The sequence below is a fragment of the Mesorhizobium sp. M0152 genome, assembly GCF_040322415.1.
GTDB lineage: Bacteria > Pseudomonadota > Alphaproteobacteria > Rhizobiales > Rhizobiaceae > Mesorhizobium.
The window spans coordinates 22,401-41,201 of sequence record NZ_JAMYTH010000026.1; the positions used below are offsets into that span (position 1 = coordinate 22,401).

Consider the following 18,801-nt stretch of genomic DNA (forward strand, 5'->3'; position numbering starts at 1 on the left):
GTTTTCAGGTCAGGTAATTCAGCAGGCTGAGTTGCTGGAGGCGCGCCGTCAGAGCGAAGGACGTTTCGATGTGTTGCGTCAGATTGGCGACGCGGGTCGCGGCCTCGGCCGGATCGACAGCTTCGAGATCGAGAATGTGCCGTTCGAACAGGTCGACCTGCGTCGTCATACGGTCGCTGGCGTCGGATACCCGCTTCTGGACGATGCCGGTCTGCGACTGGACCTGGCCGATGCCGCTCAGCGCTTCGCCGACCAGCAACTCGGAACGGTCGACGATCATGTCCTTGGCAGCCTGGCTGATGTTGGTGGACATCAGGCTGGAGACCATGGCCGCTGCCATGGCCAGCTTCTTGATGCCGTCGCTGTTGGCGCTGGTCGAAGTCGCGGTGGTTTCGTTGAGCGCAATGCGGCTGACGATCTGTTCGTCGGTGGCATTCGACCAGTTGGTCTGCCAGCCCGCGCCGAGGAACTGTGGTTCGACGTCGTTGGTGATGAAATCGTCCATCTGGGCGGCGGTGATGTTGGCCGCGGCCGGATCGATGGGCGTGAAACCGAAATGGGAGACGAAGGAAGCGTCGAAGGCGGCCTTGGCGGCGGACCCGGCCGCCGTGAAATCGTTGATCGGCTTGACGTCGGTGTTGGTGCCGGCAAACAGGTATTCGCCGTTGACGCTGGTGTTGAGGATCGAGGCAAGCTGCTGGATCGTCGTTTGGCCCATCGATTGGGTCAGCGTATCGGAGTTGTCGCCCGACGATGCGGTCGTCAGGCTGGACAGGAAGGTCTGCGCCACGGTGGAGAGCTGGCCAAGTGATTTCTGGGTCGACGAGAGCCGGGCCGCGACCAGCCCGTTGGAATCGATAATGACGTTGAGCCGGTCCAGGTCGCGCGAGAAAGTGACGGACTGGGCGGTACGCCCGCCCAGCGCCAGGCCGACGTCGGCGACCTTGCCTGTCGAGGACTCTTTGGTCGCTTTGACGAGTTCGGCCTGCATGCGCATCTGCTGATAGCGCATGGCATTGGAGAGGGCGGCCGAGGATACTGAGGTCATTGGCTTATCCCACCGCGTTCAACAGGGCCGTCATCATGTCGTCGACGGTTTTCATCATCCGGGCCGATGCCTGATAGGTGTGTTCGAGATCGAGCATCAGTGACATTTCCTGATCGACGTTGACGCCGGTCGCGTTGGACAGCGCCTCGGCGCTGCGCGACGCCAGTGCTTCCTTTGCATCGGCGGCGGTCGAGGCCTGCTGACGCACGCCCTGAAACCAGCCGATCGAATTGGCGGCATAGTCGGTAACGCTGGACGTTGCCGAAATCCCGGCGGCGGGATCGAACGTCATTGGCTTGTCGAGCCGATCGCCATAGGCGATCAGCAGGCTGGAATAGGATGGGCCGCCGCTGGTGTTGGCGATATAGGCCGCGCCGTTGGCGCCGCCGTCGCGCAGCAGCGCTGCATTGCCGCCGGTGCCCGGATCCATCGCGGCGTTGACGCTGATCGTCGCGGCAAGGCCGTCGACCAGCGTGCCCGCGGCCGGCACGGCCGGTGCGCCCGACCAGGTGAACAGACCGGCGGCATCGGGGTTCGAAGGCGCGGTCTCGGCAAAGGCCGTGATCAGCCCACGCGCGGTCTCGTCGAGCTGACTCTGCATGGTAGAGGCGATGTCGTCGCGCAACTGCAGCAAGCCGGCGAGCTTGCCGCTGGCGCTGGTGTTGCCGCCGATTCCCGCCGAGATCGGTACATTGTCGATATAGACGGCATTGCCGCTGACACCGGCGGTATAGCCGGCCGAAGGCGTGAAGCTGACGGCGCGTGGTATGGTTTCGAACAGCGTCGTGCCATCGCCGGTCGTGATGACCATGTCATTGTCGCCGCGCGTGAAGGTCGATATCGGAACGTAGTCCGAGATCTTCTTCAACAGCGCGTCGCGCTGGTCGAGCGCATCGGACACGTCGGTACCGGAACGGGTTCCGGAAATCACCGCCTGGTTGGCATCTTGGAACTGGCTCAGCAGGGAATTGAGATCGCTCACTGCCGTGGCGATCTGGCCGTCGGTCTGGGTGCGGAAATCCTGGATGGCCCTGGAGCCCTCGTTCAGGGAGCGCACCACCTGCTTGGCCGCGTCGATGACGCTTGCGCCGAGATTCTGGTTGGACGGCGAAGTGGCGTAGAGCTGCAGCGCCTGCTGCAGATTGCCGATGGCGGTCGAAGGCGAGGAGGCATTGTCAACGCCGTTCACCGAGACGTCCAGCTGATCCATGCCGCTGTAGAGCGTGCTCTGGCCGCTCCAGGCCGAAAGAGCGCCGAGGTTCTGGCGGAAAAGCAGATCGTTGCTAACGCGCTGGATATCGACCGAACGCGCGCCTGGCGCCATGCTGGTGACGGCAGCGATGCGGCGCGTATAGTCCGGGTTCGAAGCGTCGGAGATGTTGCGCGTGACAACGCTGGTCTGCCGCGCGGTATTCATAAGCGCCGACTGGGCGATGCTCAATGCGGTGGATAGCGACATGCTGGTCTTTCACGGGCGGTGCCCGGTTTTATCTCTTCAGGTTGACAAGGACATCCATCAGGTCGGAACCGGTCTGGAAGACTTTCGAATTGGCGGTATAGCTGCGCTGCGCCGCGATCATGTTGGTCAATTCCTCGGCGATATCGACGTTGGAATTTTCGAGCGCGCCTGAGACGATGGAACCGAGCTTGCCTTCATTGGCAAAGCCGACGCGCACGGCGCCGGATTCGGTGCCCTGCGCGTAAACGTTGCCGGGAAGCGCCTTGAGCTGGTCCGGGCTCTGCACTTCGGCCAGCGGGATCTTGTAGAGCGCCTTGGTGGAGCCGTCCTTGTACTGGGCGTAGATGGTGCCGTCCTTGCTGATCTGCACCTTGTCGATGGTGCTCGGTGCGTTGCCGTTGACCTCGGCGTCCGAAACCGTGAAGCCGGTGCCGAGTTGCGTCAGCTTCGACAGATCGAGGTTGAGGCTGGCGCCGTTCGGCACGGTGAACGACACGCCGGTAGTGGCGCCGGTCAGCTTACCGGTGGTGTTGTCGAAGGTCAGGTTGGCCGAACCCAGAAAGCCGCCCGCGGTGTAGGGGAACGATGTTCCAGGGGTGGCCTTCGACTGATCGAAGACCGCCACTTGCCAGGTGCCGGCGCCGGTGTTGGTGAAGTAGACGTCGAGCAGCTTCTTGTTGCCGAGATTGTCATAGGCAACCATGGAGGATTTCGACGTGTACTGGGCGCCCGCAGCGTTGGCGGCGGGCAGGTTGGCGGTCGCGACCGGCGTCGCGCCGGCGGGGAGATTGCCGCTGTAGGTGCCCTCGGTGCTTGGCGTCGCCGTCATGCCTTGATCGGAGATCACGACCGGAACCAGCCCTTCGAAGCCGTTCACCGTCGCCGCGGGAACGCCGTTGTCGTAGCTGTAGGCCATCAGCTGGAAGCCGGCCGCGTTGACCAGCCTGCCCTGCGCATCGGGAACGAAGGCGCCGGCCCGTGTCAGCAAAGGTGTTCCGCTCGGATCCTGAACGACAAAGAAACCATCGCCGTTGACGGCGAGGTCGGAGACCGAGGTGGTGTATTGGAGCACGCCCGGATCGCTGACCGCCTGCCTGATCGTCGTGGTGACGCCGCCGGAATTGTAGGCGCCGCCCGTCGATGGCATGACCAGCGTCGAGAATTCGGCGGAGGATCGCTTGTAGCCGGTGGTGTCGGAATTGGCGATGTTGTCGGCGACCGTCGACAGGCGGTTCGCCTGGGCGTTCATGCCGGAAACGCCGGTCCGCATCATTCCGTAGAGGCTCATCGAAATGTCTCCGCAATATCCATGCCACTGGCAGCGAGGCTACGCGTCGTGTCTTGCGCGAGGCTGGCGCGGCACGGCATCAGAACACGAGCCGGTAGCCGAGGAAGCGTTTGGAATCGATCGGGTCGGTGCCCAGCTTCTCGCGCAGTTTCTTGCGCAGCTTGCTGATGTGGCTTTCCACCACGTTCTCCTCGACCTCTTCGTCGAAGATGCCGTAGATGGCGTTGAAGACCTGGGTCTTGGTTACGCGCCGGCCGCGATTGCTTGCCAGATATTCGAGGATACGGCGCTCACGGCGCGGCAAGGGAAGCGGCTGGCCGTTGATCTCGGGATCGCGGCCGTCCATGAAGATGCGCATGGCGCCGATCTCGGTGTAGGCGACGTCCTCATGGGCGCGGCGGCGGATGGCGGTGATGCGGGCCAGTATCTCGCGGATGTGAACCGGCTTGCGGATGACGTCGTCGACCCCGCTCTCGAACAACCGCAGCGTGTTCTCCAGCGAATGCTGCTCACTGAGAGCAATGACCGGGGCTCCGGTGCGGTCGCGGATCTGGCGCGGAGAGATCGTGCCTTCGCGGCAGTCACCTAATAGGAAGGCCCGGACCGAGCGCAGATCGGTGTCGGCGGCCGAGTTCACCCACTCGCCGAATTCACCGGATGCGAAGCCTGCGCAGGCGACGCCCTCACGGTCAAAAAGTGAATTGTATCCCTCTGTTACGAGCTCTCGCTCGTCAACGATAACGATCATCGGCCCGCCTCCGAATCAAATCATTTGCCCCGTGAGGAGAGGGGTATCCGTTGGCGGGAATCCTGAACAACCGTCATTTCTTGTAGCTATTTTCTTGGGAGTCCGGAATCGTGCCGGTTGCATTAGCGTGCAACCGGATATGCTTGGCGGGGCAAGTCTTGACCAAGTCAAACGACAACCGCGGGACCGCGCGATTGGCGGAGCAGAAGTGACAAATACGCTTATGGGTTGCAGAAAGTCCGCGCGTGGGCCGTCCATTTGCCAAAACCGGTGGCAACCATATTGGCGATGACGCGGCAGACATAGACCTTCTGTGCCGGGTCGTTGTCGGGGCCGGCATGATAGCGGGCGACAGCCATCGACCAGGTTTCGTGGCGGGCGTGGAGACTGGCCAGGAAGCGCGCCGCATAGTCGACGTTCTGACGCGGGTCGAGCATGTCCTCGACGCTGCGGAAATGCGAGGCGTGATAATGGTGGTTGATCTGCATGCAGCCGAGATCGATCAGCGTCTTGCCTTCGCGCCGGGCATTGGCGAAGGTGGCAAGTGCTTCCGTCCGGCTTCTTGGGAAGACCGCTTTTCCTTCTATATTCAACGCGTTGGGCTGAAGGCTGCCCTTGTTGCCGGTCTCGGTCAGGCCGACGGCATAGAGGATACCGGCTGGCACGCCATAGCGATCGGCGGCGCGCAGGATCTCGGGCTCGCAAGCATTGGTGGCGGCGGCGGCGCTGTCCGCGAGGCTAGATAAAGATATCGCCGCCAGCGCGCTCGCGAGAAGGCGAAGCGGCGCGGCCGTAGTCCTGCGCGTCATCATGGCTGCCCCTGGCGGATTGCTGACCCGGTTGCTGGCCGCCGTTGCCGCCGCCTGAATTGCCGGGCTGAAATGAGGATTGCTCGCGGCCAGGTGCCGCGGCCTGGGAAGCGGTTGCATCCGCCCGGGTCGTAGCCGGGACTGCTATTCCCGGTTGCATTATGGTCACCTTGTCAACCTCGAAGCCCAATCCACGCAGCGACTTGACGATCGCCTCGCTGTCGCTTGAAAGCCGGCGGTAGGCATCGTGCGTTTCGGGTTTCAATTCAATCGAGAGTTGTTCCCCGGCCAGGCGCAGATGGGCGGTGACCATGCCCAGCTCGGCCGGGTGGAGTTCGATCTTCAACACATGTGTCGGAACGGCAACAGGGCCGGCCAGCTGGGCGGTCGCGGAGGCTGTCGAAAGCGCCTGGCGCGGGCCGCCATCGGCGGTTATGGCGCCGATCACGCTAAGTGCCGCCTGGCTCATCGGAACTTGCGGCGGAGCCGGGAAGCTGCGCTCGAAGACCACGTCGATGCGTTCTGCCGTCGAGAGCTGTTTTCCGGCTTCGGACCGCAGCGAGGACTGGACGTCGGCGATGGACCTGGGCTGGTGCGTCGCCTGCTTCGGCTCCACGCCCGGCACTTCGGCCGTCTTCGTTTCGAGCAGCGCGCCGGTCGCGGCCGCAGGATCGCGGCCTGGCGTACCGGAGGCGGCATCGCTGACGGACTCAAGGTTGGTCAGTGCGCCATCGACGATCGCCGCCCGCTCGGATTTCGACACGGGTTCGAGGTCGTCGTACCCTGCGGCGGATTTCATCCGATAGGCCGTCGGCAGGAGTTGCCCGTCGACAGCCGCGTCTGGTCCGCCTTCGCTTGCGTTAGCCGACTTCCCCGATGTCGAGAAATGACGCAGGTCATGCAAGGCGATCAGCAGCGGCAGATGATCCTGGAGCGGTGCAGCGCCGGCTTCGGCCGCGGTAACATCGGTATCGGTATCGGCATCCGTGTCCTTGCCCGAAGCAGCGTCCTTGGCGTCCTTCATCGACTTCGCCGCCGGCGATCCGGCGGGTGCTGCCCTTGGCTTGCCGGCCGGCACCGGCTCGTCCTCGCCCTCACGCGCCGCAAGGCCGGCGGCAAGCTTGCTCAAGCGCTTATCGCGCGCCCCGGTCTCGGTCGCCGGCTGCCTTTCCGGGTGGCTCGCGCTGCCGTGCAGCATCTTGCCAAAACCCGTTTCGTCGTTCTTTCCGGCAGCGCCCGGCTGCTCCGAAGACGAGCGCGCGGCGGTAAATCCTGGCAGGGCCTGGCCGAGGCTGGGGGTCATTTCGGGGCGGCTCCAAGCATCTGGTCGATCAGATCGAGCTGTCGACGGGTTTTGGTCATGGCGGCATCGGTCGGGTCGGGGGGCCCGCCGCGGCGGGGCGGGGGGCCCGCGGGCCGGGCGTGGCGGGCGGGGCGGTGGGGGGGGGGTTTTTGGGGGGCGCCACAACCTAGTGGTTCCTTCATTTGGTGGTGGGTTGGTTTTTGGTCCCGGGGGCCTGGGGGGGGGGGGCCCGCCCGGGGCCGGGGGGGGGGCGCCGACGCGGGCACGACAGTCGGCGCATCGGTTGGGGCTGCCAGAGCCGGCGCGTCCGGTGCAGCGGCCGCGGGGCTGCTGGATGGCGCAGCAGCGGCCTGCTCGGAAACCACGCCTTCGACCGGCGGTAGTTCGGCCTCTTCGTCGGCTTGCGGGGCGGCGACAAGCGTGGGTCCTGGCGGCGGCACAACGGCTGCCGGCGCTGGAGTTGCGGCGGAAACGGAAGCAGGCGGCGCCACCACTTCGCCGGCGATCGCCTGGGCGGCGTCGAGCAAGGCGCGGTCGCCTTCCGACAGCCTGCTGCGGTCGATCTTGCCCAGTTTGACGCGCACGTCCTCGATGGTGCCGGACGTCACTGTCGACAGGCTGGAATAGAGCAGGGCGCGCGGATCGCCCAGATTGGTGTTGCCATCGCGACCTTGCTCGGCGCGCGCCGAGGCGAAGGCCGACAGTTCGCTCAGGCCGTCGATCGCGGCACGGCGGGCGATGCGCAGGTAGATCACCTTCTCGCGCTCGGGGTCCATCATGGAGGTGATGTCGGCAAGCTTGTCCTGGCTGATCGACATATGCAGCGCGATGACCCCGGAGACGAAGGAGTCGGCGAACTGGCTGGCATAGGGCGAATAGAGATAGCGCTCGACATACTGGGTGGAGGCAAGCGCGAACCGTGCCGCGTCGCCTTGCGCCACGGCAATGCCGACCGAGCGGCGCAAGGCTGCTTCCTCGACCAGAGTGCCGGGGCCGAGCAGTCTGGCCTCGTCGAGCAGCGTGAGCGCCGCCTTTGGCTCATCGCCGGCGAGCAGCGAACCCTTGACCAGAGCAAGGAACGCGCCGAGATCGCCGGGCACGGCCATCGGATCGATCGGCCTCAGGGCTTCGATCGCTTCGCCGGGCCGTCCGTTCAGATAGTCGATGATGCCCTTGGTGATGGCCAGGTTCCGAGAGTCCGTGATGGAGCGCGAGACCGCCGCCTCGACGGTCATCGGATTGCCGCCGCTCATGCCGTAGACCAGAAGTGCGCGAAAGTTCTTGGAGTCCTTGAAATCCTCGGCATCCGCCTCGCGCAGCCGCGCGTCGGTCATCTCGAGCAGCTTGGCCTGCATCGGCAGCGCGGCATGATCCCCGGCGGCGATGCGGTCCTGGATGAGCTGCAGCGAGCGCACCAGCTGATAGGGCTGTAGCATATCCTGGGCGAAGCCGGCCGACGGATGGCCGGCGGCCAGCAGCAACAGGCCCATCACGCGGCGGGTGAGCGCCAGCCGCTTCATCCGCCAGTCGCCATCAGGATTTCGATGCGTCGGTTGACCGCCGACATGGGATCGGCTGCATCCTTCGGCTGGCGGTCGGCGAAACCGGCGACCTCGGTGATACGACGTTCGTCGACGCCGCCGCGCACGAGCATGTAATAGGCGGAATGCGCGCGCGCCGTCGACAGCCGCCAATTGTCGTAGCTGGCGCTGCGGAAGGGCCGCGCGTCGGTGTGGCCGTTGATGCTGACGGTGCCTTTCTGGCTGTTGACGATGCGGCCGATCTTTTCCATCGCCAGCACCAGTTCGCGGCTCGGCACCGCCGACCCGACTTCGAACATGCCGAAATCGAGCTGGTCGGTGATCGAGATGATGACGCCTTTGTCGGTGGCTTCAACCGAGACGCCATCATGCAGCTTGTCGCCAGGCTTGAAGGCGTCGGCCAGCTGCCGCTTGACGTCGGCGGCTGCCTTTTGCGCGGCAGCGGTCGGCGCCTTTTCGTCCGCATCGGGCTTTGCGGCCTCTTGCACGGCAGCGGTGTTGTCTATCTTGGCCGCCTCGGCGGGCTTGCTGTCGCCGGCCTTGGCCATCGCCGCGGCTGCCGCCTTGTCATCCTTTGCCAAGGGCTCGAGCGGCGCGTCCTTGACGGGCGGTGCCGGCGGCACGGCCTTGACCCTGGCGACCTGCGTCTCGGCGACCTTGTCGCCGGGCTTCAGCGGGTCGCCCTCGATCCTGGGGCGCTGGGCACTGGCCTCGGCGCCCGGTGCCGCGACCTGCTGCGACCAGAAGTCCGGCTCGAAAGGGTCGCGATAGGACGCGCCGCCGGAGGCGCCCGTCGCCGGGCCGGCACTCTGCGCGCCGCCGTCGCCCTTCTGGCTGACGTTCTGCATCACCCCGGTATCGGTGGCGATTTCCGAAAGCACCGCGTAAGGGTCGGCGAAGAGTTGCTCGTCGGGCTGTTCCGTCCGCTGCGGCTGCTGTTTGTCCTGCTTGTGGTCGGATGAGCCGGCGCCGCCTGTGCCGCCCTGTCCGGACTTGGCCGTCGCCTCCTGCGGGTTGTCGGCCGTCAGCCCTATCGCGCGAGGCCCGTCGCCGAGATCCTCCAGGCCCTTGCGGCTCGACGTGCGGTCGACCAGCTTGACGGGGTTGAAATAGCTGGCGACGGCTGACTTGGTCTGTTCGTTGGCGGCGTTGATCAGCCACATGACCAGAAAGAAGCACATCATGGCCGTCATGAAGTCGGCGAAGGCGATTTTCCAGACGCCGCCATGATGACCCTCGTCGTGGTCGTCGTGGCCGCGCCGCACGATGATGATCTCGTGCCTGCCTTGATCGGCGTCGGCGACGCTCATGACAGGACCTCGGAAAGTGTTGCCGACCATTCGGCCATGCGCGTCTCGAATACCGCCTCGTCGATGACGACCGTGAGGTCGAATCCGGGCGCCTCGACGAAGTCGAGATTTGCCGCGCGTGGTCCAAGCGATGTTTTCAGCGTCTCGAACAGCGAGAGCGGCCCGCGAACGGCGATGCGCACCGCTTCGCCGTCGCCGACCGCTTCGCGGATCGCGCTGGCGAGCGCTTCAAGCGAACGCTTCTGCAGGTCGTCGCTGACGACGCCGCCGATTATGCGCGCGACCGTCGCCGCGACGAGGTCCGTCACGCGCGCCTCCATGGCGCCGATGCGCGACGAAACGGCCGTGCCGAGGTCGCCGGCGAAGCTTTCGAGAAAGGCTCTTGCCTCCTCGGCATGGGCCTGGCGTTCCGCTTCCAACGCTGCCTCGTGGGCAACCGAAAGGCGTTCCGCGAGCGTGACCTCCGCCTGGGCGACCGCCTCGGCGATAAGAGTACCGATGTCAGCCTGCGGAGTTGCCTGCTCGGGCCTGGCCGGGGCATCGGCCGCGGCCTGAGGTTGGCTGACGCGCTGCGTGCGCGTGCCAAAATCGGGGAGAAGATCGAAAAGGGCTACGGAGGGCATGGTTTACGCCGCGACTTCCTGGGCCGCCCATTTGCGCAGGATCTGCGCGGTGCGCTCCTCGTTGATGTCTACCATGCGGGCAAGCCTCTCCTGCGGCGCCGGCCTGATCTTCTGGCGGAGGTCGTCGAGGGCGTTGGAGCCTGGCCGCGCGCCTGGCAAGGCGCCGATGGCGGCACCCGCATCGGCGGAAGCCGAGGCTTCCGGTGTCGGCAGCGAGCGCTGGACTTCATCGAAATTGGGGCCCGATATGGCAGGCGTCGCCTTCGCCGTCAGCGCCGCCGCCATCGGCCGCAGGCCGAAGAAGGCGACAAGGAAGACCACGACGATGAAGGCGCCGGCATTGATCATCGTGCCGGCATGCTGGCCGATGGAATCGAGCATTCCCGCCTGCGGGATCGCCTCGCCGTCCAGGCCGTCGATGAACTCGACCGCCGAGACGTCGATGACGTCGCCGCGCTTGTCGTCGAAGCCGGTGGCCGAGGTTACCATCTTCTGGATGTCGGCGACGCGCTTGGCGATCTGGTCCGGTGTCGCATCCTTGCCAAGGATCGACTTGAGCCGGTCCTGGTTGACGACGACGGCGATCGACATCTTGGTGACGCTGTAGCCGTTGGAGACGGTGGCGATCTTCTTGGAGTTGATCTCGTAGTTGGTGATCTCTTCCTTGCGGTCGTTCTGCGAGGATGATTGCGGACCGTCGGTGGCCGTGGTCTGGGTCTCGGGCAGGTTCTGCTCGACGCTGGCCGGGGTCGAGGCCTGCTTCTGGTTGTTGTTCTCGTTGGCGCGCACCGACTGAACCGAACGCTCGACGCGCGACTCGGGGTCGAAGATCGTTTCCTCGGTCTGGCGGGTGTCGGTGTTGACATCGGCCTTGACGCTGGCGCGGAAATTGTCGGGGCCAAGATAGGGGGTCAGCGCGCGGCGGATATTGTCGCCGATCTGCGCCTCCACGGTCTGCTCGACGCCCAGCGTGCGGGCGGCACTGGTGTTGGAGGGATCGTCGCCCGCCGCCAGCAGATTGCCGTTGGAATCAAGCACCGTCACCTTGTCGGCCGACAGGCCGGGGACGGCGGCGGCGACGAGATGGCGGATCGACATGGCGCTTTTTTCGGCGTCGATGCCGGCATAGCGGATGACGACCGACGCGGAGGGCTGTTGCTCGTCGCGGCGGAAATTGGCGCGCTCGGACATGACGATGTGGACGCGAGCCGCCTTGATGCCTGATATCGACTGGATGGTGCGGGCGATCTCGCCTTCCAGCGCACGCACGCGAGTGATCTGCTGCATGAAGGAGGTGAGGCCGAGCGAGCCGACATTGTCGAACAGCTCATAGCCGGCATTGGCGCTGGTCGGCAGGCCTTTTTCGGCCAGCAGCATGCGTGCCTGCGCCGTGGTGCCGGCCGGCACCAGCACGGAGGCTCCGTCGGCGCCGACATCGAAGCCGATACCGGCCTCGCCCAGCACCAGGCCGATCTGATTCACATCGGAGCGGTCGAGCCCGACATAGAGCGTGTCGTAGGCCGGGCGGTTCAGGTAGACCGAGGCGATGCCGATGACGCCCATCACCAGAATGGCGATGCCCGCCAGCATGGCGAGGCGCTTCACGCCAAAACCGCGGAGATTGGAGATGATGCTCTGGATCTGTTCCGGCACGGTTCGACGACTCCCAGCATGACTGTCCGCCGGAACACTAGTCCCCGAAGCTTGTGCGAAAATGAAATCGGGCCGCGCTTGCGGCGCGGCCCGTCAATCGGATGGAAAAGAGACGCGCAGGCGGCGCGTGCGACTAGCTCTTGAACAGCGACAGGATCGACTGCGAGGAGCTGTTGGCGATCGACAGTGCCTGGATGCCGAGCTGCTGCTGCACCTGCAAGGCCTGGAGGCGGGTCGATTCCTTGTTCATATCGGCATCGACGAGCTGGCCGACGCCACGATCGATGGAGTCCATCAGGCTCTGCGTGAAGGTCTTCTGCAGGTCGATGCTGCTCTTGGCCGAACCGAGGATGGTGGCGGAGTCGGTCAGCTGGCTCATGACCTTGTCGATCTTGCCGATCATCTGAATGATGATGTCGTCGGTGACGCCGGCTGTCGTGATGTCGAGATTGTAGGCGGAGACGTTGTCGACCTTGGTGACCGCTCCCGCCGCGGTCTGGCCGACGCCGTTGGCGGCGATGTCGGTGGCGCCGCCGGCGAGCGCGGTCGCATAGGCGGTGTCGTACAAGGTCTGGGCGGCCGCTGTGGAATAGACCGAGGTCTGGCGGTCGAGGATGCCTTGGTTCTTGACCTCGGTGGAAAGGCCGTAGTCGAAAAGCTTGGTGCTCTCGATGTTGATGTCGATGGTACCGAGCGAGATGGCGCCCGACGAGGAGCGATTGAATGACGACACGATCTGCGAGTCGGGCTGGACGCCGTCATTGGCGGCCGCGACCTGCTTGGAGGTCACCGAAAGGAAATTCGAGCCGGAAAAGGTGGCCGCGTCGGCGAAGGACTTCATCTGCGCCTGGAGTGCCGTGATTTCGGTCTGCGTCTTCGCCTTGGCGGCATCGGTCTGGCCGACGGTGGAAAGCAGCTTGGTTTTGATCTTGCCGATCGTATCCAGCACGTTGTTCATGCCGGTATAAGCGGTGTCGACCTTCGAGGCGCCGAGACCGAGCGCGTCCTGCACCGTCGACAGCGCCTGATTGTCCGAGCGCATCGTGGTAGCGATCGACCAGTAGGCGGCGTTGTCGGAGGCCTCGGAGACCCTGTAGCCCGTCGAGATCCGGGATTGCGTCTGTTCGAGCGATTTGTTGGTGGCGTTTAAGCTTTGAAGCGCGGTCAAAGCCGCAGCGTTTGTCATGATGCTCGCCAAGAAACTCGCTCCTTCTCTGAGGCCAGCCTTTCTCAAGAACCGGCATTGCCCTCGCAGGCCGCATCGGCCCGCCCGCAGATTGCCGCCGTGCCAATCGGGCCGATTCGCCAACCTGTTTTGTAAGCTATTGGTTAACCATGACTAGCGCGATATGGTTAACGGCCTGTTAAAGGCCAGCTTTCGAGAGTTAAGGAACGAGGGTTGCGCGAGGCTGGAGCAAACGCAAATCGGGCCGCGCTTTTGGCGCGGCCCGATTGCCTGATGTGGTCGGTTGAGAGCGATCAGCCGCGGAAGAGCGACAGGATCGACTGCGACGAACCGTTGGCGATCGACAGCGCCTGGATGCCGAGCTGCTGCTGGACCTGCAGGGCCTGGAGGCGGGTCGATTCCTTGTTCATGTCGGCATCGACGAGCTGGCCGACACCGCGATCGATGGAGTCCATCAGGCTCTGCGTGAAGGTCTTCTGCAGGTCGATCGAGCTCTTGGCCGCACCGAGCTTGGTGGCGGAGGTCGTCATGCCCTTGAGCGCGGCGTCGACGACGTTCATCATCTGCTGGATCTGGCTGTCGCTCGCGGCCGTTGTGCCCGAGAAGATGGTCAGCGAGGAGACCGAATAGGTGTCGGTGGCCGCTGCGGCAGCGCCCAGGGTCGGGTTCGATGCCGTGGTGACCGCGGCGCCGGTGGTGCCGAGGCGGGCCGTGTCGAGGATACCCTTCGCGGTCGGAGCAGCGCCGGAGTCATAGAGCTTGATGCTTTCGACGTTGACGTCGATCGTCGAGATCGAAACCGCGCCGGCGGCACTGCGGTTGAAGGCCGAAACGATCTTGACGTCGGCGGTGGTGCCCGTGGCCGTGGACACCGAGAGCATGTTGGTGCCGGAGAAGGTGGCGCCGTCGGCATAGGCCTTCAACTGGTCCTGAAGAGCCTTGATTTCGGTCTGGGTCTTTTCCTTGGATGCGTCCGTCTGGCCGTAGGATGCGGTCAGCTTCTGCTGGATCTGGTTGATGGTGGTGATCGCGCTGCTGATACCGGTGTAGGCGGTGTCGACCTTCGAGGCGCCGAGGCCGAGCGCGTCCGAAACGGTGGACATAGCCGCATTGTCGGAACGCATCGTGGTGGCGATCGACCAGTAGGCGGCGTTGTCCGAAGCCTGGGAGACGCGATAGCCCGTCGAGATGCGGGACTGGGTGGCTTCGAGGTTCTTGTTTGTGGCGTTCAAGCTCTGCAGCGCGGTCAGCGCCGAGGCATTGGTCATGATACTGGCCATGGCTACTCGTACCTTGTTTTTACAGGTGTTTTTTTGACATACCGGATTGTCCGGTATGACGGAGCGGCATCATGCCCATGACCGTTGAAATCGATCACCCGCCATCTGCGAGCGACTATGGCGGCAAGTCCCTACCAAAGGGCTAAACCGGACGGTTAATCGAAAATAATCTTCGGGAAATTCGACGGCGCCTCGCGCCGGCCGATCCGGCAGAGGGCGCCTTCTTTGGCCGTGACGGCGAGACGCAGAGACGATTAGTGGAAGGAACGCACCAGGCTGCCGACGAGCAGATTCCAACCATCGATCAGGACGAAGAACAGGATCTTGAACGGCAGCGACACCACGGTCGGCGGCAGCATCATCATGCCCATCGCCATGGTGATGGTGGCGACGATCAGGTCGATGACCAGGAAAGGCAGCACGATCAGGAAGCCGATCTCGAAGCCGCGACGGATCTCCGAGATCATGAAGGCAGGCACCAGGATGCGCAGGTCGACGGTCTCACGCGAAACGGCCTGGCCGCGCTCGCGAGCAAGGTCGGCGAATAGATCGAAGTCCTTGTCGCGCACGTTGTGCAGCATGAAGGTGCGGAACGGATCCGAGATCTTGTCGAAGGCCTCGGTCTGGCTGATCTGGTTGTCCATCAGCGGCTTGACGCCGGTGTTCCAGGCCTGGTCGAAGGTCGGCGCCATGACATAGAAGGTCATGAACAGCGACAGCGAAATGAGAATGAGGTTTGCCGGCGTCGACTGCAGGCCGATGCCGGCGCGCAGGATCGAGAAGGCGATGACGAAACGGGTGAAGCTCGTCACCATGATCAGCAGCCCCGGTGCCACCGACAGCACGGTCAGCAGGCCGAACATCTGGATGATGTAGCCGACAGTGGCGCCGTCGGCCTTGCCGATGCCGCCGAGATCCAGCTGCTGGGCCGCCGCGACGGAGGTGGCGGCGCCGATCAGCGCGGCGGCGAGAAGGAACTTCCTCATTCGACCAGCAATGTCCTTATGAGTACTTGTTTGGCGTGCCCCTGGCTGCGGATCGAGGCGCGTTCCTCGAGATCCGCCTTCAGGTGCTGGTAGCCGCTGGCGCCTTCGATCTGGTGCATCTTCAAGGTGCGCACGAAGGCCAGCAGGTCCTGATGGATGACATCGGCCATCGCCGGCGGCTGAGGCGCGTCATAGACCACGGACACCTCCATCCTGATCCAGGTTTCCGCCGGCGAGGCGATGTTGGTGGTGATCGGCGCCAGCGCGACGAGCGTGGGTCCCGCGCTTGGTTCCGATGCGTCGGGCTGGGCGACCTTGCCCTCGTTCTCCGGCGCGGCCGGCACCGGCACCGGTCCGCCGACGCCCTTGAGATAGCCTCCGGACATCCAGCCCATGCCGATGGCGGCCGCCGTCACCACCAGCAGCATGGCGCCCTGGACGGCAAGGGAAGGACCCTTGCGAGACGGAACCTGTTCGACATTGGCCATGGTGCTGCGGTCTCCAATGCCTAGAACGGAAGAACCTGGTCGAGGACCTGCTGGCCGTAGGCCGGCTGCTGGATCTCGCTGACGCGGCCGCGGCCGCCATAGGAGATGCGCGCCTCGGCGATGCGTTCATAGGAGATGGTGTTCTCCGCGCCGATATCCGACGGGCGCACCATGCCGGCGATGGTGAGGACCCTGAGCTCATAATTGACGCGCACTTCCTGTGAGCCCCTGATCATCAAATTGCCATTGGGCAGGACCTCGGTGACGACGGCGGCGACGTTGAGCTCCAGGTTCTCCGAGCGCTTGATCTCGCCGTCCGCGTTGGTTTCGGTGCTGGAGCTCAGGCCGGCGTCGCCCTTGCCGCTCGTGCTGTTGCCCTCCCATCCGAGCGTGACATCGTAACCCAGCTTGCGCGCGGCGGTGCGGCTCCGGTCGTTCTGGTTCTTGAAGTTGGCCTTGTCGTTGAGCTTGATCCTAACGGTGAGAATGTCGCCTTCGCGCAACGCCCTGGGGTCGGTGAACAGCCGGCTCTGGCGATCGTCCCACAACGAGAATTTCTTGACCGGCGCCGCAGGCGGCTCGGGATAGCTATAGGGCGCAGCTCCGTCGTTGCCGATGCCGGAACCGACCGGCGACAACGCCGGTTCCCTGCCGATCTCCTTGAGGTTGGTTCCGCAGCCGGACAGTGCCGCCACCGCGCACAGGATGAGTATTCTGCGGATCATGACGGATCTACCCTTCGGGCCGCGCTGGCCATGATGCCGGTGAGCGTCGCCGCCGCCTTCTGGTCCATTTCGTTGAGGATGACGCCGGCCTTTCGTGAATCGAGCTTCATCAGGATGGCGGCGGCCAGATCGGCGTTGACGATCGCCAGTCGCTCCGCGGCCGCATCGGGCTTCATGCCGGCATAGATCTTGACGACGCTGTCCTCGGCCCGGGCCAGGAAGACCTCGCGACGCTTCAGCCAGGTCTCGTATTCAGCTTTTTTTTCGTCCAGCGCCTTCATGCGCTGGTCGATCCCCGCCTGGAGCTGTTTCAGTTCGTCCGCCTGCAAGACATAGCGGCGGTCGCGGGCGGCATCGGCGATGTTGGAACAGAAGCGCTGGATTTCGCTTTCGTCGGGCAGCTTTTCCCTGGCCAACTGCTGTGGCGCCGGTGCGGGTGGCGCCCCGGGCAGAAGCTGGCGAACGGCCTCCTCGCCAGATGCGCCGTTGCCGGAGAAGGACACGGCCGTGAGAGCGGCGGCCACAAGCAGGATAGTCCTGGTGCGGCGTCCTTCATCGGCTGAGAGAAAAGGGATCATCGGCATCGCCTATTGGAGAACCAGATCGGCTTGCAGGGCGCCGGCCGACTTGATGCCTTGCAGGATGGCAATGATGCCGTCCGGCTTGACGCCAAGGCGATTGAGGCCGGAGACGAGGGTTTGCAGATCGGGTCCGTCAAGCACGGCGACGCGCGCGTCGGGCCGGCTGGCGTCGATGGCGGTGAACGGCTCGACGGCGGTTTCGCCCTTGGAGAAGGGTTCGGGTTGCACGATGCGCGGCGCTTCCGTGATGCGCACGGTCAGCGTGCCGTGGCTGATGGCGACGCGCGAGATCTTGACGTCGTTGCCGATGACGATGGTGCCGGTGCGCTCGTCGATGACGACGCGGGCCGGCGTGTCGGACTCGACCACCAGATTCTCGATCTCGGCGTAGAAACGCGCCGCCGAGACGCCCTTAGGTCGCCTGATCTGCACGGTGCGAGAATCGCGCTCGGCCGCAACGCGTGCGCCGAAGCGCTGGCTGGTATAGCCGTTGATCGCGTCGGCGATGCGGATGGCGGTCGAGAAATCGGGATTGCGCAGTTGCAGCGTCAGGATCGCCTGGTCATCGAACTCGGCCTTCACCTGCCGCTCGACGATAGCGCCGTTCGGCACGCGGCCGGCGGTCGGCACGCCTTGCGTCAGCTGCTCGGCCTGCCCCTTGGCGGTGAAGCCGGAAACGATGACCGAGCCTTGGCCGACGGCATAGATCTCGCCATCGGCCGCCTTCAACGGCGTCATGATCAGCGTGCCGCCGGCAAGCGAGGTGGCGTCTCCCATCGACGACACGTCGATGTCGATGCGGGCGCCCGACTGCACATAGGGCGGCATGTTGGCGGTGACGATGACGGCGGCGACGTTCTTGGCGCGCGCGCTGCCGCCTTCGGTGGCGATGCCGAGATTTTCGAGCATGGCGCGGATCGACTGCTCGGTGAAGGGGGAATTGCGCAGGCTGTCGCCCGATCCGGCGAGCCCGATGACCAGACCGTAGCCGACGAGCTGGTTGTCGCGCGAGCTTTGCAGTTGGGCGATGTCCTTGATGCGAGAAGCGACCTGGCCCGGCGGCAGCGTGCTTGGCCCGGGCGAGACGCGGAACATGCGGGTGGTGGTGGCCGGATCATATTCCGGATCGACGAAGGCGCCACCATTCCTGGCCGCAAGCTCGCGCTTGGCCTTCGGCGTGAGGCCGTCGGCGAGCGCCGGCTGCAGGCCGAGCGCGGCCGCGAGCAAAAGGGCAAGCGCGCGCATCATGAAGTGCCGACCCGGATGGTTCCGTCGGCCATCACAGTGCCGGAGAGAATTTTGCCGCTGTCGACGTTGCGGACCTTGACCAGATCACCGGCCGAACCCGGCTGCAACGTCACGGCGGTGGCTGATATCGTCAGTCCGCCAGCGATGAAGAAGACCTGCACGGCGGCGCCCTGTTCGACCAGCCAAGCCTCGCGGAGGGCGGTGGCGGGGATGTAGCGGCCGGGCAGCAGCGTGCGCTTGGCGACCTTGCCCTGCAGCTCCTCGGCGCGTGTCGCGACAGCGTCCGGCTTGTGCTTGCCCGGGACCAGGGTCACCTGTTTCAAGGCGGCGAGCTCGATGGTCTCGCCCGGATAGATGACCCGGTTTGGGATCAGCACGACCTCGCCGGCAGCTTGATTGCTGGCGATCCGGGTGGCCGATTGGTTTGCCGTCTCCTGAGCGAAAGCCGGCATGCCGCCGGCCACCAGCGCCAGGACAAGCGCGGTGCGACGCAAAGCGGAGCAGGAGACCGGCATCGCCATCATC

At 64.8% G+C, this 18,801-nt stretch carries 18 protein-coding genes; all 18 read right to left on the reverse strand.

Annotated features, from left to right (window positions below; genetic code table 11):
- Positions 1 to 4 precede the first annotated feature (4 nt).
- A complete protein-coding gene (locus tag NKJ26_RS23185; RefSeq protein ID WP_352697363.1) occupies positions 5 to 1,048 on the reverse strand; it encodes a flagellar hook-associated family protein in 1,044 nt (347 codons plus the stop codon).
- A gap of 4 nt (positions 1,049 to 1,052) precedes the next feature.
- Positions 1,053 to 2,507 (reverse strand): flagellar hook-associated protein FlgK, encoded by a 1,455-nt coding sequence (gene flgK, locus NKJ26_RS23190; protein ID WP_352697365.1) that lies wholly within the window; start codon positions 2,505 to 2,507, stop codon positions 1,053 to 1,055.
- Between the two features lie 28 nt (positions 2,508 to 2,535).
- Positions 2,536 to 3,795: a flagellar hook protein FlgE gene (locus NKJ26_RS23195; protein ID WP_352603172.1), complete on the reverse strand. Its 1,260-nt coding sequence runs from the start codon at positions 3,793 to 3,795 to the stop codon at positions 2,536 to 2,538.
- 79 nt (positions 3,796 to 3,874) lie between these two features.
- Positions 3,875 to 4,543 (reverse strand): response regulator transcription factor, encoded by a 669-nt coding sequence (locus NKJ26_RS23200; protein ID WP_027024218.1) that lies wholly within the window; start codon positions 4,541 to 4,543, stop codon positions 3,875 to 3,877.
- A gap of 221 nt (positions 4,544 to 4,764) precedes the next feature.
- Positions 4,765 to 5,352, reverse strand: a complete 588-nt coding sequence (locus NKJ26_RS23205) for a transglycosylase SLT domain-containing protein (RefSeq protein WP_352697367.1) — start codon at positions 5,350 to 5,352, stop codon at positions 4,765 to 4,767.
- Positions 5,282 to 6,655 (reverse strand): flagellar hook-length control protein FliK, encoded by a 1,374-nt coding sequence (fliK, locus tag NKJ26_RS23210; protein WP_352697369.1) that lies wholly within the window; start codon positions 6,653 to 6,655, stop codon positions 5,282 to 5,284. Before fliK ends, NKJ26_RS23205 begins: the two co-directional genes overlap by 71 nt.
- On the reverse strand, positions 6,652 to 8,175 hold the full coding sequence (locus NKJ26_RS23215) for a MotC family chemotaxis protein (protein WP_352697371.1): 1,524 nt from the start codon (positions 8,173 to 8,175) through the stop codon (positions 6,652 to 6,654). The genes fliK and NKJ26_RS23215 overlap by 4 nt, the downstream gene beginning before the upstream one ends.
- Positions 8,172 to 9,506, reverse strand: a complete 1,335-nt coding sequence (locus tag NKJ26_RS23220) for a MotB family protein (protein WP_352697373.1) — start codon at positions 9,504 to 9,506, stop codon at positions 8,172 to 8,174. The genes NKJ26_RS23215 and NKJ26_RS23220 overlap by 4 nt, the downstream gene beginning before the upstream one ends.
- The gene (locus NKJ26_RS23225; RefSeq protein ID WP_352697374.1) at positions 9,503 to 10,129 is read right to left on the reverse strand and encodes a hypothetical protein; all 627 of its coding nucleotides are present in this window, start codon (positions 10,127 to 10,129) and stop codon (positions 9,503 to 9,505) included. The genes NKJ26_RS23220 and NKJ26_RS23225 overlap by 4 nt, the downstream gene beginning before the upstream one ends.
- A gap of 3 nt (positions 10,130 to 10,132) precedes the next feature.
- The gene (gene fliF, locus NKJ26_RS23230; protein ID WP_352697375.1) at positions 10,133 to 11,782 is read right to left on the reverse strand and encodes a flagellar basal-body MS-ring/collar protein FliF; all 1,650 of its coding nucleotides are present in this window, start codon (positions 11,780 to 11,782) and stop codon (positions 10,133 to 10,135) included.
- 133 nt (positions 11,783 to 11,915) lie between these two features.
- Complete coding sequence (locus tag NKJ26_RS23235) at positions 11,916 to 12,980, reverse strand: flagellin N-terminal helical domain-containing protein (protein WP_352697376.1); 1,065 nt, start codon at positions 12,978 to 12,980, stop codon at positions 11,916 to 11,918.
- Positions 12,981 to 13,261: 281 nt separating this feature from the next.
- Positions 13,262 to 14,248 carry a flagellin N-terminal helical domain-containing protein gene (locus tag NKJ26_RS23240; protein WP_352603186.1) on the reverse strand — a complete coding sequence of 329 codons (987 nt, stop codon included), beginning with the start codon at positions 14,246 to 14,248 and terminating at the stop codon, positions 13,262 to 13,264.
- Between the two features lie 254 nt (positions 14,249 to 14,502).
- Complete coding sequence (fliP, locus tag NKJ26_RS23245; protein ID WP_352697378.1) at positions 14,503 to 15,234, reverse strand: flagellar type III secretion system pore protein FliP; 732 nt, start codon at positions 15,232 to 15,234, stop codon at positions 14,503 to 14,505.
- The gene (locus NKJ26_RS23250) at positions 15,231 to 15,722 is read right to left on the reverse strand and encodes a flagellar basal body-associated FliL family protein (protein ID WP_352697379.1); all 492 of its coding nucleotides are present in this window, start codon (positions 15,720 to 15,722) and stop codon (positions 15,231 to 15,233) included. The genes fliP and NKJ26_RS23250 overlap by 4 nt, the downstream gene beginning before the upstream one ends.
- Positions 15,723 to 15,742: 20 nt before the next feature.
- The gene (gene flgH / locus NKJ26_RS23255; RefSeq protein ID WP_352697381.1) at positions 15,743 to 16,447 is read right to left on the reverse strand and encodes a flagellar basal body L-ring protein FlgH; all 705 of its coding nucleotides are present in this window, start codon (positions 16,445 to 16,447) and stop codon (positions 15,743 to 15,745) included.
- Positions 16,444 to 17,031 carry a MotE family protein gene (locus NKJ26_RS23260; RefSeq protein ID WP_352697383.1) on the reverse strand — a complete coding sequence of 196 codons (588 nt, stop codon included), beginning with the start codon at positions 17,029 to 17,031 and terminating at the stop codon, positions 16,444 to 16,446. The genes flgH and NKJ26_RS23260 overlap by 4 nt, the downstream gene beginning before the upstream one ends.
- Positions 17,032 to 17,034: 3 nt before the next feature.
- Positions 17,035 to 18,276 carry a flagellar basal body P-ring protein FlgI gene (locus tag NKJ26_RS23265; protein WP_502903179.1) on the reverse strand — a complete coding sequence of 414 codons (1,242 nt, stop codon included), beginning with the start codon at positions 18,274 to 18,276 and terminating at the stop codon, positions 17,035 to 17,037.
- Positions 18,273 to 18,797, reverse strand: a complete 525-nt coding sequence (gene flgA / locus NKJ26_RS23270; protein WP_502903180.1) for a flagellar basal body P-ring formation chaperone FlgA — start codon at positions 18,795 to 18,797, stop codon at positions 18,273 to 18,275. The genes NKJ26_RS23265 and flgA overlap by 4 nt, the downstream gene beginning before the upstream one ends.
- Positions 18,798 to 18,801 lie beyond the last annotated feature (4 nt).